General features: G+C 72.3%; 14 protein-coding genes and 1 pseudogene. 8 read left to right on the forward strand and 7 right to left on the reverse strand.

Annotation, left to right across the window (positions count from 1 at the left end; all coding sequences use genetic code 11):
- Positions 1-792 (reverse strand): winged helix DNA-binding domain-containing protein (locus K4G64_RS23060; RefSeq protein ID WP_221757924.1); only part of this gene is annotated, 792 nt, incomplete at its 3' end.
- 220 nt (positions 793-1,012) lie between these two features.
- Here K4G64_RS23060 and K4G64_RS40400 point away from each other — a divergent pair.
- Together K4G64_RS40400 and K4G64_RS23070 are read left to right on the forward strand one after the other, a co-directional pair.
- A complete protein-coding gene (locus tag K4G64_RS40400; protein ID WP_260460837.1) occupies positions 1,013-1,642 on the forward strand; it encodes a hypothetical protein in 630 nt (209 codons plus the stop codon).
- A 79-nt stretch (positions 1,643-1,721) separates the two neighbouring features.
- Positions 1,722-2,327, forward strand: coding sequence for a dihydrofolate reductase family protein (locus K4G64_RS23070; RefSeq protein ID WP_221757925.1), 606 nt, complete (start codon positions 1,722-1,724; stop codon positions 2,325-2,327).
- 15 nt (positions 2,328-2,342) lie between these two features.
- On the opposite strand, the pseudogene K4G64_RS23075 reads toward K4G64_RS23070, so the two are convergent.
- A pseudogene (locus K4G64_RS23075) lies at positions 2,343-2,778 on the reverse strand (LLM class flavin-dependent oxidoreductase).
- A gap of 242 nt (positions 2,779-3,020) precedes the next feature.
- On the opposite strand from K4G64_RS23075, the gene K4G64_RS23080 reads away from it, so the two are divergent.
- Together K4G64_RS23080 and K4G64_RS23085 are read left to right on the forward strand one after the other, a co-directional pair.
- Positions 3,021-4,250: an acyl-CoA dehydrogenase family protein gene (locus K4G64_RS23080; protein ID WP_221757926.1), complete on the forward strand. Its 1,230-nt coding sequence runs from the start codon at positions 3,021-3,023 to the stop codon at positions 4,248-4,250.
- A 133-nt stretch (positions 4,251-4,383) separates the two neighbouring features.
- The gene (locus tag K4G64_RS23085) at positions 4,384-5,025 is read left to right on the forward strand and encodes a DNA alkylation repair protein (protein WP_221757945.1); all 642 of its coding nucleotides are present in this window, start codon (positions 4,384-4,386) and stop codon (positions 5,023-5,025) included.
- On the opposite strand, the gene K4G64_RS23090 is transcribed toward K4G64_RS23085, so the two are convergent.
- Entirely contained in the window at positions 4,994-6,277 is a 1,284-nt protein-coding gene (locus tag K4G64_RS23090; RefSeq protein ID WP_260460838.1) for a PP2C family protein-serine/threonine phosphatase, read from the reverse strand. The genes K4G64_RS23085 and K4G64_RS23090 overlap by 32 nt on opposite strands.
- A 190-nt stretch (positions 6,278-6,467) precedes the next feature.
- Between K4G64_RS23090 and K4G64_RS23095 the strand changes: the two genes are divergently transcribed.
- Positions 6,468-6,818 (forward strand): hypothetical protein, encoded by a 351-nt coding sequence (locus tag K4G64_RS23095; protein WP_221757947.1) that lies wholly within the window; start codon positions 6,468-6,470, stop codon positions 6,816-6,818.
- Positions 6,819-6,835: 17 nt separating this feature from the next.
- Here the strand turns inward: K4G64_RS23095 and K4G64_RS23100 are convergent, their stop codons facing one another.
- The 3 genes from K4G64_RS23100 to K4G64_RS23110 all read right to left on the reverse strand — a co-directional run bounded on the left by K4G64_RS23100 (position 6,836) and on the right by K4G64_RS23110 (position 11,978).
- Complete coding sequence (locus K4G64_RS23100) at positions 6,836-7,930, reverse strand: glutamate--cysteine ligase (RefSeq protein WP_221757927.1); 1,095 nt, start codon at positions 7,928-7,930, stop codon at positions 6,836-6,838.
- Positions 7,931-8,112: 182 nt separating this feature from the next.
- The gene (locus tag K4G64_RS23105; protein WP_221757928.1) at positions 8,113-8,712 is read right to left on the reverse strand and encodes a hypothetical protein; all 600 of its coding nucleotides are present in this window, start codon (positions 8,710-8,712) and stop codon (positions 8,113-8,115) included.
- Between the two features lie 56 nt (positions 8,713-8,768).
- A complete protein-coding gene (locus tag K4G64_RS23110) occupies positions 8,769-11,978 on the reverse strand; it encodes a glycoside hydrolase N-terminal domain-containing protein (protein WP_221757929.1) in 3,210 nt (1,069 codons plus the stop codon).
- A gap of 217 nt (positions 11,979-12,195) precedes the next feature.
- Between K4G64_RS23110 and dhaK the strand changes: the two genes are divergently transcribed.
- Genes dhaK through K4G64_RS23125 form a run of 3 tightly spaced genes read left to right on the forward strand, consistent with a single transcriptional unit; the run spans position 12,196 to position 14,243 of the window.
- A complete protein-coding gene (dhaK, locus tag K4G64_RS23115; RefSeq protein WP_221757948.1) occupies positions 12,196-13,188 on the forward strand; it encodes a dihydroxyacetone kinase subunit DhaK in 993 nt (330 codons plus the stop codon).
- A gap of 49 nt (positions 13,189-13,237) precedes the next feature.
- Positions 13,238-13,837, forward strand: coding sequence for a dihydroxyacetone kinase subunit DhaL (dhaL, locus tag K4G64_RS23120; protein ID WP_221757930.1), 600 nt, complete (start codon positions 13,238-13,240; stop codon positions 13,835-13,837).
- Positions 13,830-14,243 (forward strand): PTS-dependent dihydroxyacetone kinase phosphotransferase subunit DhaM, encoded by a 414-nt coding sequence (locus tag K4G64_RS23125; protein WP_221757931.1) that lies wholly within the window; start codon positions 13,830-13,832, stop codon positions 14,241-14,243. Before dhaL ends, K4G64_RS23125 begins: the two co-directional genes overlap by 8 nt.
- 164 nt (positions 14,244-14,407) lie before the next feature.
- Here K4G64_RS23125 and K4G64_RS23130 read toward each other — a convergent pair whose 3' ends face one another.
- Positions 14,408-15,091, reverse strand: a complete 684-nt coding sequence (locus tag K4G64_RS23130; protein ID WP_221757932.1) for a glycoside hydrolase family 75 protein — start codon at positions 15,089-15,091, stop codon at positions 14,408-14,410.
- Positions 15,092-15,263 lie beyond the last annotated feature (172 nt).

Genomic DNA, 15,263 nt, shown 5'->3' on the forward strand with positions numbered 1-15,263 from the left:
GGGGCGGGGCGCGTCGGGGAGGTCGAGCAGTTCGCGGCCGCGCTCGTCGCGGAAGGCGACGAGTTCCTCGCGCACGGCGGAGACCGCGCCGGGCAGCCCGGCGAGGCCGCACCAGGCTCGCAGGTCGGCCGAGGCGGCCGGGCCGTAGGCCGTCAGGTAGCGCCGTACCAGGTCCTGGCCCACGGGGTCGGAGCCGTCCGGGGCGGGCGGGTCGATGTCGCGTCCCAGCCAGGAGGAGATCAGTGCGTAGCGCACTCCCGCCCTGGTGCGCCACAGGCCGCGCGGCGGGAGTTGGACCGTGGGGAGAAGGGCGGCGACCAGCATCTCGCCCAGGGGCCGGGGCCCCGCCGCGGGCCAGCGGTCGGCGACGGCTCGCGCGAGTTCGGGCATGGAGCGGGGTTCGCCGTCGGCCAGGATCTCCCGGCCCGCCGCGGCGAGTTCGTCGAGGTCGACGCCGTCGAGCTCGCGCCGGTAGACACCGAGGACCCGCTGGCGCAGCATGCCGTCGTGGCGGGCGCGCCAGGCCAGGACGTCGTCGGTGGTGACGAGATGGACGGTGCGGCGCATGAGGTGGGTGCGCACGACATGCCGCCCGGTGAGCAGGTCCGACAGCTCCGCCGGGTCGAAGGCCCGCAGCCGCGACCAGAGCCCGAGGAACGGCTCCTGCGGTTCCTGCGCCTGCAGACCGGACAGGTGCGCGACGGCGTCGAGGACCGGCAGGCCGGCGCGCTCGAGGAGCAGCTGCCGGGCGAGGGTGGCGCGGTTGAGCGCCCGGGCGTCGAGCACGGTCATCGGAGCACCTCGGCCTTCGAGTGGGGTGCCGACCCGCGGTCCAGGTTATCCGGGCGGCTTGCGCCCTCACCGTCGCACGGGATGAGGTCAGGTCGTGACCGCATCGAGGGACGCCGGGCCCGGGCGCCGCGTGCGTCTGTCACCAGGCTGAGCGACTGCCCCTGTTCACCTGAGTAGGAACACTCATGTCGCCCTCGTGGCCCGCTCGAATACTGGGCGCATGAGACGATCTTCCGAGCTGGTCGGCACGGCCGCCCACACCCTGCGCCGCTCGCGCATGACACTCGTGACGGCGGTTGTCGCCATCGTGGGACTCGCCGCGTGCGGCACCGAGAGCACGAGCACCGACGCCGGCCTCGACGGCGCCGGGGACCGGCCCGGTACGGCCTTCTCGAAGATGCTGGACGAGGTCGCGCAGACCTGCCCGGCCGAAGGCCCGCCGCAGGCGCCCCCGTCCGGGCCTGCGGACACCCTGCCGCCCGGCGCGCAGGAGACGCCGCCGAGCGACGCGGTCGAGCCGATCGCCCCCACGGCCGGGCCGGAGGTGGAGCTCAACGCTCGTGACTGGTGCGCGGGGCACCTCCATGAGGAGCGCGTGACCCGGGCCCTGTGGGATCTGAAGAATCCCTCGCCCACCGACGTCGGAACGGTGCTGAACGATCTCGGCTACACCGACGAGCGCATCCACGGCCTTCGGAGGTCGGGCACCGCCATACGGTTCTCCCTCGATCTGCGCGACCGCGGCGGACGGCTCTGCATGGCCGGCTCCGCGGCCGGCCCCAGGACGGTCGTGGACATGTGCGTGGCTCCCGCGACCGGCCCGTTCAAGCCGGGGCACCGCAGGCGGTGACGCCGTGCCGCCGCGACGGCCCGCCGATGAGTTTCCGATGGTCGCGCAGTCCACCCGTCGAACACGAAGGGAGCGCATCATGCGCAAGATCATCGTTTGCACGTTCCTGTCGCTGGACGGCGTCATGCAGGCGCCGGGCGGTCCGGACGAGGACGCCGAGAGCGGCTTCGAGCACGGCGGCTGGCAGAAGCCGGTGTCCGACGACGAGGTAGGCGCGGCGATCGCCGGCTGGTACGAGCCCTCCGACGCCATGCTGCTCGGCCGCAAGACGTACGACATCTTCGCGGCGTACTGGCCGACCGCCGATCCCGGCGACCCGTTCACCGAGCGGATGAACAGCATGCGCAAGTACGTGGCGTCCCGGACGCTGACGTCCCTGGAATGGGAGAACTCCACACTGCTGGAGGGTGACGTCGCCGACGCCGTGCGCGAACTGAAGGCGTCCGACGGCGGTGACATCAACGTCGTCGGCAGCGGCGACCTCGCGCAGACGCTCATGCGGCACGACCTGGTCGACGAGTACCGGCTGACCATCCATCCGGTGATCATCGGCACCGGCAAGCGGCTGTTCGCCGACGGCGCCGTCCCCACCGCTCTGGAACCGGTCTGTGTCTCGACGACCAAGAGCGGCACCGTCGTGGGCGTCTACCGGCCGACCGGCAAGCCCGGCTACGACAGCTACTAGGTTCCGTCCGAGGGGTCACCGGCGTTGCCACTCCTGCGCCAGGAGCCGGTAGGAGCGCACCCGGTCGGCGTGGTCGTGCGTGATGGTCGTGATGATCAGCTCGTCGGCGCCGGTGGCCTCTCGCACTTGTTCGAGCCGGTCGGCGACGCGTCCGGGCGAGCCGACGAACTGGGTGTCGATGCGGTCGGCGACCTCGGCGCGCCCAGATCGAGGCGCCCGGGTGCAGGGCGTCGATCAGACCGAACTCCTCGACGGTGGACAGGGCGGTGCGGTGGCCGAGTTGCACGGCGCCCGAGCCGATCCGGATGACGGAGGTCGCGGAGGCGGTCAGGGCCGGTACGACGGCGGGTGAGGTCCCGGCGACGCCCGGGTTTAGATGGTGCTCGGCGAATCAGTAGCGGCTGTAGCCGAACTGCTCGGCCTGCCGCGCGAGGTCGAGGGTGTTGCGCAGGGCGGTGGCGCCGGACGCGACCGGGACGAGGGGCCACCCGTGTGCCGCCGCCCACGCCCCTCCAGCGACTCAAGGCCAGGCCGGCCGTGCACCGCCGTTCCCTACTTTCCCTATCGAATTACTAGGAAAGTATTGACGGGGCGTGTCGTCACTGCGCAGGATGATGCGCATGGCCCACACATCTTTCCCGCCCGTGAGGCTCAACACCCCGCTCCGCAAACGTACTTGAGGAGAGTCCTGCGATGGGCGTTGCCCCGGCGCCGTCCGGCCCCGACATGGAGTCCGACCAGCGCGGGCCCGGCCGAGCGCACTGGCTGCGGGTGGCCCGCGAGACGGCGGACGACCTGGCCACCGACGCGGTGGCCCGGGACCAGGCGGGCAAGCCCCCGTTCGACGAGGTGTCCCGGCTGCGCGAATCGGGGCTGCTGACACTGCTGGTCCCCGCCGAACTCGGGGGCGGCGGCGCGGACTGGGCCGAGGCCTACGCCGTGGTCCGGGAGATCGCGGCGGCGGACGGCGCCATAGGCCGGCTCCTCGGCTGTCACTACTTCCTGTCCTGGAGCGCCCGGTTCTTCGCCGAACCCGCCCTCGCCGCCCGGCTCCAGCGGCGGTCCGCGGCAGAGCAGTGGTGCTGGGGCGGCGGCCTGGCCCGCCAGGAACCGGCGCTGATGCTCACCAAGGACACGCGGGGGTACGTGCTGAACGGCAGGCAGAGCTACGCCGCCGGTGTCCTGGTCGCCGACCGGCTCGCCGTACGGGCGGTGCGGGCCGGCACCGGCGAACCCCTCGTGCTCGTGGTCGATCCGACCCTCCCGGGAGTGGTCGTCGACGGTGACGCCGATCCCTTCGGCCAGCGGCTGGCGGCGGGCGGCAGCGCGGAGTTCGACGCGGTACCGGTCCCCACCGCGGACGTCCTCGGTTCCCTGTCGGCGGACGAAGAGGTCCTGTCACCCCTGACCGCCCTCGTCTCGCCGGTCGGTCGCCTCCTGTCGGTGCAGCTCCGGCTCGGCATGGCGGAGGGCGTGCTCTCCGAGGCCCGTGAGTACAGCAGGACCGGCCACTCGCACTGGCACCCGGAGTGGCCGGCCGGCACCCCGCAGGACCCGCACGTCCTCACGGCGTACGGGGAGCTCACCGTGCTCACCCGCTCCGCCTCCGCCCTCGCCGAGCAGGCGTGCCAGGCGGTGCAGGGCGGGCTGGCCGACGGCGAGGACCTCACCTACGAGGACTACGCGGAGATCTCGGTCCTCGTGGCCATGGCCGAAGCCGCCGCGTCCAGGGCGGCCCAGGAGTCCACCGCCCGCGCCCTCGACATCATCGGTGCCCGCTCCGCGTCCGCACGGCTGGGGTTCGACCGGTTCTGGCGCAACGCCCGGACCCACACCCTGTACGAGCCCGTGGGCCACCGGCTGCGGGACGTCGGGGACTACTACCTCAACGGCGCGCACCCTCCGTTCGTCCTCCCCGTCTGACCACGTGAGGACAGGCCCGTCCGACCGAGCGAGGACAGGGCGTCCGCTCCGCCGTAGGGTGAGTCCCCCACGAGCAGGGCAGGAGGCCGAGGTGGCCGGGACGACACGGACGGGGACGACGGTCGCCGAGGTGATGGCCGAGCTGGCCGCGCTGGAGGACCCGAAGGCGCGTGCGGTGAACGAGCGGCACGGCGACGATCACGGCGTGAACCTCGGCAAGCTGCGCGCGCTCGCCAAGCGGCTGAAGACGCAGCAGGACCTCGCCCGCCGGCTCTGGGAGACGGACGACACGGCGGCGAGGCTGCTGGCGCTCCTGATCTGCCGCCCGAAGGCGTTCGGGCGGGACGAGCTGGACGACATGCTGCGCCGGGCGCGCGCCCCCAAGGTCCACGACTGGCTCGTGAACTACGTGGTGAGGAAGAGCCCGCACTGCGAGGAATTGCGCCTGGCCTGGACCGCCGATCCGGATCCCGTGGTCGCGAGCGCCGGCTGGGCGCTGACCACAGAGCGGGTGGCGAAGAGGCCCGAGGGCCTTGACCTCGCGGGGCTGCTCGACGTCATCGAGGCGGAGATGAAGGACGCCCCGGACCGGCTGCAGTGGGCGATGAACCACTGCCTGGCCCGCATCGGCATCGAGCGTCCCGAGCTGCGGGCCCGGGCGATCGACATCGGTGAGCGCCTGGAGGTGCTCAAGGACTACCCGACGTCCCCGGGCTGCACCTCGCCGTACGCGCCCGTCTGGATCAACGAGATGGTGCGCCGGCAGCAGCCGTAGGGAGGCGGGTCGACGACACACCCGCGAGGCCGGCCGCGGTGTCGGCCGGCTCCAGATGCGGACCGATCCACTCGCACAGCAGGACCGTGGCATCGTCCTGGAGGCGGCCGTCGTGGTACTCGAGGACGGCCTGGACGAGGCGGCGCAGCGTCTCGGGGACGGGCAGTCCGTCGGCGTGGTGGCGGATGAGGAAGTCGGTGAAGCGCGCCAGGCCGAACTCCCGGTCACCGGAGCGGCGCGCCTCGGTGATGCCGTCGGTGTAGAGGACGATGCGGTCGCCCGGCTGGAGGTGTTCCTCGCACACGAGCGTGCGCAGACCGAGGTCGGTGCCCATCGGGTGGCCGGGCGGGCAGGCGAGATGGCTGGTCCAGCGGTTGTCGCGAATGATGATCGGCGGATGGTGGCCGCGGTTGACCCACTGCAGGACGCCGGTGCCGGTGTCGAGGGTGGCCAGGACTCCGGTGACGTAGCGCCGGTGGTCGTACTGCTCCAGGAGGGCGGCTTCGACGGCTTCGGCCTTCTCCACGAGGCCCGCGCCCTGGCGGCGGGCATTGCGGCAGGCGCCCAGGGCGAGAGCTCCGGAGAGGCCGGCCGCCGTGTCGTGGCCCATCGCGTCGAAGATCGTCAGATGGACCAGGGGTCCGTCGACGGCGTATTCGAAGACGTCGCCGCTGATGTCGTAGGCCGGCTCCAGGGACGCGGAGATCGTCACCCTGCCGTCGGCGTAGGTGCGCGGGGGCAGCAGGTTCCACTGCATCTGCGCGGACACGCTCATCTGCCGTGTGCGCACCAGCTTGGCCAGTGCGTCGCTGGTGCCCCTCTTGCTGACGATGATCAGGGAGATGAGTGCCGCCAGCGCCTCCATGTCCGCGCGTGTGTCGGCGTCGTTGTGCTCGCTGCTCACCCGCAGCAGCCCGATGCGTTCCGTCCCGTCCAGCAGCGGCACCCACCACTGGAAGACGCCGCCGCCCGGGGGTGCGGCGGGCAGGACGCCGCCGTACTGGTAGGCCCGCCCGGCGACCGTCCCCTCGACGTGCAGCTCCGTGTCGTGCCCGTGCTCCGCCGCGTCGTCCCCGGGGACCAGGCGCAGGAGGTTGCGCTGCAGATCGGCGACGTAGATCAGTACCTGGTGGAAGGAGGCCGCGCGGGCGCACCCGTTCGCCTTGGCCGGGAGCAGCTCGATCGGCATGAGATGGCTGGCCTCCAGCAGCTCCGCGAGCATGCGCCGGCCGCCCTCACCGTTGCGCTCCATCGGTCTCACCTCCGTTCACCGCACTGGACGGTTACCCGCGAAACGGCGTCTCAGAGACCCGCCGGCGATCCCCGGCGACGAGGAGCCGCCGTCAGCGGCACCGGCTCCGCGAGGCTTCGACGGGCCGCCTCCGGGTACTTCCACGGCGGAACGACCCGCCGACGAAGGAAACGGAGGCACGGAGGCTGTGCTGCTGTCCCATTCGCTCGATCATGGAGTCCTCGTCATCACGGTCCACGAGGACCCCGGCGTCGGCGGGCGCGCCACGCTCGTCGAGAAGATCAGCGATCTCGTCCAGGCCTACCGGCCCGCCCCCGTCGTCATCGTCCTCGACGAGCCGGCCGCCCGGGGCTCGGTGGTCAGCGCGGTCCTCCGGGTCCACCGCCTGTGCGGCGGGCTGGGCACGCTGTTGTCCGTGGCCACGCACAGCGCGCCCACCCGTCGCGCGCTCGAGGCGGACGCCGGCACCGGCGGCACGCGACTGGTCGTGCACGCGCGCGTGGACACCGCCGTCTCCGCCGCGTTCGCCGCCGCGGCCTGAGGAGGGGGTCCGCGGCGTCACGGCATGGTGCTCTGGCCGCTGACCAGTTCGGTGACCGCGCGCAGACCTCCCTGGGCGAGGGCGGCGCGCTGCCGGTCCGCACCGGTCCCGTCCTGCAGCAGCCGGTGGATCAGGGAGGTGACCTGCCGGGAGTCACCGGCTGCGTCGAGGGCGGGAGCGACGTGCCGCAGGAACTCGTAGAGCACGTCGCCGGCGCGGTGCGGTGCGCCGCCCGGGTCGACGAGGGTGTCGCCCAGTCCGTGCCGGGCGGCATGCCACATGGCGGCCTGGAGCAGTTCCGGCGCGCAGTCGGGCACGGGTGTGTCGGCGGCGGCCTCCGCCAGGGCGGTCTCCACCAGGGCCCGGACGAGAGCGGCGAGCATGACCGCCTCGTCCGCGCGCAGCTGGACGTCCAGGCACCGCACCTCGATGGTCGGGTACGTGGCCGAGAGGCGAGCCTGCCAGTAGAGCTGACCGACGTCGGAGATCAGACCGGATTCCAGCAGCCGTGCCACGCGCCGGTCGTAGTCGTCGACGTCGTGGAAGTGCGGGGGCATGCCGCTGACCGGCCACCGGTTGAAGATCACCGTGCGCCAGCTCGCGAAGCCCGTGTCGTGGCCGTCCCAGAGGGGCGAGTTCGCCGCCATGGCGGTCAGCGTCGAGAGCCGGGAGCGGATCCGGTTCAGGACCTGCACACCCGCCTCCCGGTCGGGCACGGCCACATGCACGTGCGTGCCGTTGACGAGCTGCTCCGCCACGAGTTGCGGCGCCTGGGTCACCATGGCCCGGTAGCGGGCCTGGTCGGTGACGGCGATGGGCCGGCCGTGCCGCACCGGTGGTGTCCCGCACACGCCGATCCGGCAGTCGTGCTGGTCGGCGGCCACGCCGATGGCGTGCCGCAGCCGCAGCAGATGGCCGCCGACCTCCTCCAGGGTTTCGCAGACCGGCGTGGCCACCTCGACCTGCGCCTGGAGCAGCTCGTACTGCACTTCCTGGTCGGTCACCAGATGTCCCACGCCCGCCGCGGCGCGCACTTTGTCCGCCTGAGGTACCGGCAGGCCCGTGACCGGGTCGAGCAGCAGGTACTCCTCTTCCACGCCGATCGTCGTCATCGACCACCCTCTGTTCCGCCCGGCGGCCGGGCCGGATTCCGGCGCGCGTCGGGCACGCCGCACGCAGCGATGGTCACCTCTCGGGGGCACGCTCGCGGGTTACCGAGTGCCGCGCTCGCGTCGGAACAAAACATGACACAGGCGCAGAAACCGCTTGCGGCTGGAAAGGCGCACCGGCCCCCTCAGTGACCGTACGGCGGCTCGAAGCAGCCCGTCTCCGGGTACGGGCCGTTCGTCCGCACCTCGAAGTTCGACTTCTGCACGAACGCAGACACGCAGGCGTCGTCGTGGACGCGCAGGGCGACTCGTGTCCCCTCGGGCGTGACGTAGCCGTCGCCCTTCCAGCGCGCGAGCATCCCCGTGACGGTGAGCGTGCCACCGAGGCGTTCGCCGCCCTTCGTGACGCGCTCCTCCTCGTAGCCGAGCCGGAGCAGGGCCGCCCGGACGCTCGCGGGGTCCCACCTGCGTTCCTGCCACAGCCGCTTCAGCACCGGGCGGATGCGGTCGGCCTCCCGCCGGGCGTCCTTCTCGTGGGCCGGAGCCATGTCGCCCTCGCGGCGGTAGGCGTTGTTCTCGTTGTGGTGCGGGGCGCCGTCGCCGGCGCCGGGTTCCCCGTAGGGCGAGGCACCGGGGGCACTGGGCGAGGATGCGCCGGACGGAGAGGGGGACGTGCCGGTCGGCGAGTCCGGGGCGTGGAGGTCACCGCAGGCGCCGAGGGTCGCGACAAGGGCGAGGGCAAGGGCGGCGAGAGGGGCCGGACGGGCCGGCCTTGAGGTGGACATGAAGTCGACCTTCTCATCACGTCAGGCTCCGTGGAGCCGCTCCGACGCTCAGGGCCTCAGGGCCTGGCCGGCGTCACCTTCCTGTCCGTGCCGTTCACCCGCACGGTGACCTTGCTCGGGCTCCGGGCCCGGTCGGCCGTGACGGTGTACGACGTGACCTTGCCGTTGCGCCACATGCAGTCGACCGCGTAGCCGCCGCGTGCGCGGAGGCCGGTGAAGGAGCCCCTGGCCTTCCAGTCGTCCGGCAGGGCGGGCAGCAGGTGGATGACGCCGTCGTGGCTCTGCAGGAGCATCTCGGCCACGGCCCCGGAGACGCCGAAGTTGCCGTCCATCTGGAAGGGCGGGTGGTCGCAGAACAGGTTGGGCAGCGTGTTGTAGGTCAGGAGTCCGCGCAGCATGATCCGGGCGCGATGCCCGTCGCCCAGGCGGGCGAAGAGGGCCGCCCGCCAGGGCCAGGTCCACGAGCGGCGGCTGTCGCCCGACACCGTCCCGGCCGTGAACGGGACGCCTTCCTTCTCGCCGCACCGCGCCTTGAGGGAGACGAGGGCGGCGGCCGCGAAGTCCGGCGTCCGGGGGGTGATCTGACGTCCCGGGTAGACGGCGAAGAGGTGCGAGGTGTGGCGGTGGATGTCGGTGGGGCTGTCGATGTCCTCCTGCCACTCCTGCAGTTGGCCCCACTTGCCGATCTTGTTCGGTGCGAGGCGTGCCTGCAGGTCCGCGACCCTGGCCCGGTAGGCGGGATCCTCCTTCAGCACCGACTCGCAGTCGAGGTAGTTCTGGAACAGGTCCCAGATGATCTGCTGGTCGTACATGACGCCGTCCACGCGCGGCCCGTGCTCGGGGGACCAGCCGTCGGGGGCGACGAGGAGTCCGTCCTCGCGTTCCTTGAGCTGGTCCTCCCAGAACTGGCAGATCTCCTTGATCATCGGGAGGGCAGCGGTGCGGAGGTAGTCCAGGTCCTGGGTGAACGCCCAGTGTTCGTACAGGTGTTGCGCGTACCAGGCACTCGCGACGGTGTTCCACTCCCAGGCGTTGCCGCCGAAGACGCTCTGGCTGGTGCGGGCGGTCCAGCCGCGGGTGTCCTTGCCGAAGGCGTTGCGGGTCGCCACGCGGCTGGGCACCGCCACCTGCTCCACGAACCGTACGAGTGCCTCGTGACACTCCGGCAGGTTCGTCGTCTCGGCACCCCAGTAGTTCATCTGCACATTGATGTTGGTGTGGTAGTCGGAGGCCCACGCGGGCTGGTTGCTGTCGTTCCACAGGCCCTGGAGGTTGGCGGGCAGACCGTTCGGGCGGGAGGAGCTGATCAGCAGGTAGCGGCCGTAGTCGAACATCGTCTGCTCGAGTGTCGGGTCCGCCCCGCCGGCCGCGTAACGGGCCAGCCGTGCGTCGGTGGGCAGGGCCGTGACGGCGGCGCCGGAGGTGCCCCAGTCGACAGCGACGCGTTGCATCAGGGCACGCACTTCGGCGGTGTGCTCCTCGCGCAGTCCTCCGTAGGGCCGGGCGGCTGCCTTGCCGAGCGTCCTGGCGACGACCGGTGCCGGATCGGCTCCGCGCCATCCGGCGGCGGCGTCGAGCTCGTAGTCGGTGCGGGCGTCGAGGAACAGGGTCAGGGTCGTGCAACCGCTGAACCGGAGCACCTGCCCGTCCGCGCGGAGCTCGCCGTCGGTGTGCACCGCCTGGACGGCGCACGCGTGCTTGAGGCCGTTGCCCATGACACCGCTGAACGCGATCCGCCCCGCGGCGGCGTCGACGGTCGTCGGGGCCTTGTCCTGTGCGGACGACAGTGCTATCGCTCCGGAGAGGTCCCGGGCGCGCTCCGCCGTGTACCGGAAGACCATGACGTCCGCGGACCGTCCGGCGAAGGCCTCGCGCAGGACGCGCCGCCCTGGCGCGCCGAAGCGGGTGACGTGGAGGCCGCTCACGAAGTCGAGGGAGCGCCGGTAGTCGACGACCGTCCGCAGGGTGCGCGTGTCGAAGTCCTTGCCCGCCAGCGCGATCTCCGCGATCTGGATGCCGTCGGACGACGCGCGGGGTGTCAGGGTGAGTCGGTAGGCACGGTAGGCCGTGCTGTCGGTGATCGGGAAGGTCCGGGTCTCACCGCGCCCGGTGAAGGGCACCGCGGGGCTCTGCGTGTCGAGGGTCGTCCAGGCCTGCCCGTCCTGCGACGCCTCCAGCCGCCATCGCCCAGGATCGTCCTCGGGGCGGTCCGGGGCCGCCGTCAGCGTGTACGAGGTGACGGCGACCGCGCGGGGCAGGTCGGCCTGCCACACGACCTCCGGCGCGATCGGGTCGACCCGCCAGACCGTGGCGGGATCGCGGTCCACCGAAGTCGAGATGCCCGTGGCCCGCGACCGTGCCCCGGCGCCGGATCCCCTGGAGTGCCCGCTCGGCGACGACAGGTACATCACCCCGTCCCCGCCGAGGTCGACGCCGGCCAGGCCGATCTCGCTCACCTGGAAGTGGCTGACCCCCGCTTTCGGTGTGAAGTCGAAGCGGTAGAAGCGGTGGGCCCCGCTCTCGGCGCAGGTGAACTCCTTGGTCTGGAAGCGGTTCTCGAAGGGCGCGTCCAGAGTGCGTCTGTCGAGCGTGGTCCAGGTGGTGCCGTCGGCGGAGCCGGAGAACGTCCACTCCTGCGGGTCGCGCTGCGGTACGTCGTCGGCACTCGTCAGCCGGTACGACGCGACCGCCGTGGGGGCCGGGAGTTCGACCTGCCATTGCACCTTCGGGCCCGGCCCCTCGATGCACCACTTGGTGCGCGGCTCACCGTCGTGACTCTTGTCGACGCCCTCCGACGGGGAGCTGCTGTACGGGCCTGAGGGAGCCGTGACCTTCGGGCCGGTACGGGGAGCGAAGGTGACGACGACGTCGCCGAAGTTCCGGTACGAGCCGAAGCCGGTCATGCCGGTGTCGAATTCGCTGTCCGGTTTGCCCGCCAGGGCGTTGTCGTAGTCGTTGACCCCGCCCCACAGACTCTGCTCGTTGAACTGGATGCGCTCCTCGTGCGGATCGGCGAAGAGCATGGCACCGAGCCGGCCGTTACCGATGGGCAACGCCTGTGACTGCCAGTCCGCGGCGGGTACGGAGTAGGTCAGCGCCTCGCGCGACAGGGTGGGCCACCGGGAGGCCGCCGACGCCCCGGCCTGTGCGGCTGCGGCCCGCCCTCCGGGAGAGGCGCCGGTCACTCCTGAGACCAGCGAAGCGAGGGCGAGGCCGCCGCCGAACGTGAGAAGGCTGCGGCGCTGCGGTTGGGATTCGTTGACCACGGTGAGTTCTCCCGCCCCATTCATCGGCTCTTTCAAGGAAGATGTGACGCCGCATCGACATCAGTCGGGGGCCGTAACATCGTCTCCGCGGTATAGATCGGATGTCTAGGGGTCTGCATCACTCGAGGACCACCAAGGTCGACAACTGGCCCGGCCCATCCCGGACTGCGAAAATGAAGGCCAGAGGCACATGGCTCAGTCTCACCTGGAGGTACCCGTGAAGATGCTGATCAACGTCCCGGAGACCGTGGTGGCGGACGCGCTGCGCGGCCTGGCGGCTGCTCACCCGGAGCTGACCGTGGACGTGGAGAATCGGGTGATCGTGCGGCGGGACGCTCCCGTCGCCGGGCAGGTGGGGCTGGTCTCGGGCGGCGGATCGGGCCACGAGCCGCTGCACGGCGGCTTCGTGGGTCCCGGCATGCTGTCGGCGGCCTGTCCGGGCGAGGTGTTCACCTCCCCCGTGCCCGACCAGATGCTGCGCGCGGCCGCCGCCGTGGACAGCGGCGCCGGCGTGCTGTTCATCGTGAAGAACTACACCGGTGACGTGCTCAACTTCGACATGGCCGCCGAGCTGGCCGAGGACGAGGGCATTCAGGTCGCGAAGGTACTGGTCAACGACGACGTGGCCGTGACCGACAGCCTGTACACGGCGGGACGGCGCGGTACGGGCGCGACCCTGTTCGTGGAGAAGATCGCGGGTGCCGCCGCCGCCGAGGGCATGCCGCTGGAGCGGGTCGAGTCCATCGCCCGGCAGGTGAACGAGAGCTCCCGCAGCTTCGGGATCGCGCTGAGCGCCTGCAGCACCCCGGCGAAGGGCAGCCCCACTTTCGATCTGCCGCCCGGCGAGCTGGAGTTGGGCATCGGCATCCACGGCGAGCCCGGCCGGGAGCGGCGCGCCATGATGACCTCCGGCGAGATCGCCGAGGCCGCGGTCGAGGCGGTGGTGGAGGACCTCCAGCCGCGCAACCCGGTGCTGGTCCTGGTCAACGGCATGGGTGCCACGCCGCTGCTCGAGCTGTACGGCTTCCACGCGGAGGTGGACCGGGTGCTCGCCCAGCGCGGCGTCCCCGTGGCCCGTGTCCTCGTGGGCAACTACGTCACCTCCCTGGACATGGCGGGCGCCTCGCTCACCCTGTGCCAGGTCGACGAGGAGATGCTGCGGCTGTACGACGCGCCGGTGAGTACCCCGGGTCTGCGCTGGGGCATGTGACGCGCAGGGGGTAGAGGATCACCACGTACCTACCAGGCAAGGAGACCCAGTGCTCGACGCCGCATTCTTCCGCCGCTGGATGACGGTGACCACCGCCTCCGTCGACCGCGAGGCGGAACGGCTCACCGCCCTCGACTCCCCCATCGGGGACGCCGACCACGGCACCAACCTCCAGCGCGGGTTCCGGGCCGTGGCGGCCGCCCTGGAGAAGGAGCCCCCCGGCACGCCCGGCGGGGTGCTGACCCTCGCCGGACGCCAGCTGATCTCAACGGTCGGCGGCGCCTCGGGGCCGCTGTACGGCACGCTGCTGCGCCGTACCGGCAAGGCCCTGGGCGACGCAGATGAGGTCAGCGCGGAGCAGCTGGCCGAGGCCCTGCGGGCGGGGGTGGACGCGGTCATGACGCTCGGCGGGGCCGCCCCGGGCGACAAGACCATGATCGACGCGCTGGTGCCGGCCGTGGACGCGCTCGGGGAGTCGTTCACGGCGGCCCGGACCGCCGCGGAGGAGGGCGCCGTGGCGACGACGCCTCTGCAGGCGCGCAAGGGCAGGGCCAGTTATCTGGGCGAGCGCAGCATCGGCCACCAGGACCCGGGTGCCACGTCGTCGGCGCTCCTGATCGCCGCACTCGCGGAGGCCGCTGATGAGTGACGAGCAGCTGGTGGGCATCGTGCTGGTGTCGCACAGTGCGGAGGTGGCCGCGTCGGTCGCCGAACTGGCGAAGGGGCTCGCGGGCGGTGGCGGCGCGGTGGTGCCCGTCGCGGCGGCGGGCGGCACCGAGGGCGGCGGGCTCGGTACCAGCTCCGAACTGATCGCCGCGGCGGCCGCGTCCGTCGACCGAGGTGCCGGGATCGCCGTCCTGACCGACCTGGGCAGCGCCGTGCTCACGGTGAAGGCGCTGCTCGCGGAGGGCGACGAACTCCCCGAGCCGACACGCCTGGTGGACGCCCCCTTCGTGGAGGGGGCCGTGGCCGCGGTCGTCACCGCGTCCACCGGGGCGGATCTGGCGGCGGTGGAGGCCGCCGCCGTGGAGGCGTATTCCTACCGAAAGGTGTGAGCGACGGCTGCGGCCGGGTGCACCGCGACCGGCGGTGCACCCGGCCGCGGCGCGGGTCCGTGACGCGTCGTCAGGCGCTCACCCGGCCCCGGCGCGCGCGTCCGTGACGCGCGCTCAGCGGTGCACCCGGCCGCGGCGCGGGTCCGTGACGCGTCGTCAGCGGCTCAGCCCCCGTCGGCGAACCGCCTCGCCAGGCGCTCCCCCTCGGTCACGGCCGCGGCGTGGTCCTCGATGGGCGACACCTTGGTGTTCTTGAAGACGATGTAGGTGACACCGGAGGGTGCGCCGCCGCCGTGCGGGTCGGCGCGGATGCCCAGGCCCTCGGCAGTCGCGTAGGACGCCTCCCCGATGATGCCCTGCGGGCCCGTGTCGCCGACGACCGCGTACTGGACCCGGTCGCGGTACACGACGGCCACCACCGAACCGCCGCCGATGCCGTGGTCCCGGTAGTCCCAGAGGGAGCTCGGCGCGGGAACGACGATGAAGGGCAGGCGCTCGGCGCTCAACGGGCGGCCGTCGGACTGGGCGTAGGCCGTGCTCGCGGCGAAGTACGGGTCGGTGCGGCTGTTGCAGCGGGGTCCGGGGCTGCCGTCGCAGTCGATGTCCATGTCGGCCTTCCAGAACACGGCGTCGCGGGTGCCGCAGACCGGGATGTTCGCGGGTGCGCCGTTGTCGCTGCGGTAGCGGCCCCGGGAGACGGGAGCGCACTCCCGCACCTTGGCGAGCAGGTCGGCGGCGCTCACCGCGCCTTCGCGCCACACGGCGGGGTGGATGCGGGCGGCGGGGTAGGTCGTCGGGGCGAGCAGGGCGGCGCTGGCCACGGCCAGAGTGAGCGACTGGACACGCACGATACGGGAGCCTCTCGTGGGGGACCTGACGGGCACTCAGCCCAATCTGGTCCCGAGGCGATCACCCGGCCACCGCTGGGGGGCCGGACGGTGCACGTCCCCAACCTCCGACAGGGGCCGGGCGCCTGAGTCCGCGTAAGACCCCGGCCGCCCGGCCACCCGCGCCGGCGCG

Origin of the sequence: Streptomyces sp. WAC04114, assembly GCF_019733245.1 — a bacterium.
GTDB lineage: Bacteria > Actinomycetota > Actinomycetes > Streptomycetales > Streptomycetaceae > Streptomyces > Streptomyces massasporeus_A.

Bases quoted from the DNA above. Each gene is read 5' to 3' on its own strand.
- K4G64_RS40400 (WP_260460837.1), top strand. From the start codon at position 1,013: ATGAGACGATCTTCCGAGCTGGTCGGCACGGCCGCCCACACCCTGCGC.
- K4G64_RS23070 (WP_221757925.1), top strand. From the start codon at position 1,722: ATGCGCAAGATCATCGTTTGCACGTTCCTGTCGCTGGACGGCGTCATG.
- K4G64_RS23080 (WP_221757926.1), top strand. From the start codon at position 3,021: ATGGGCGTTGCCCCGGCGCCGTCCGGCCCCGACATGGAGTCCGACCAG.
- K4G64_RS23085 (WP_221757945.1), top strand. From the start codon at position 4,384: ATGGCCGAGCTGGCCGCGCTGGAGGACCCGAAGGCGCGTGCGGTGAAC.
- K4G64_RS23090 (WP_260460838.1), bottom strand. From the start codon at position 6,277: ATGGAGCGCAACGGTGAGGGCGGCCGGCGCATGCTCGCGGAGCTGCTG.
- K4G64_RS23100 (WP_221757927.1), bottom strand. From the start codon at position 7,930: ATGACGACGATCGGCGTGGAAGAGGAGTACCTGCTGCTCGACCCGGTC.
- K4G64_RS23105 (WP_221757928.1), bottom strand. From the start codon at position 8,712: ATGTCCACCTCAAGGCCGGCCCGTCCGGCCCCTCTCGCCGCCCTTGCC.
- K4G64_RS23125 (WP_221757931.1), top strand. From the start codon at position 13,830: ATGAGTGACGAGCAGCTGGTGGGCATCGTGCTGGTGTCGCACAGTGCG.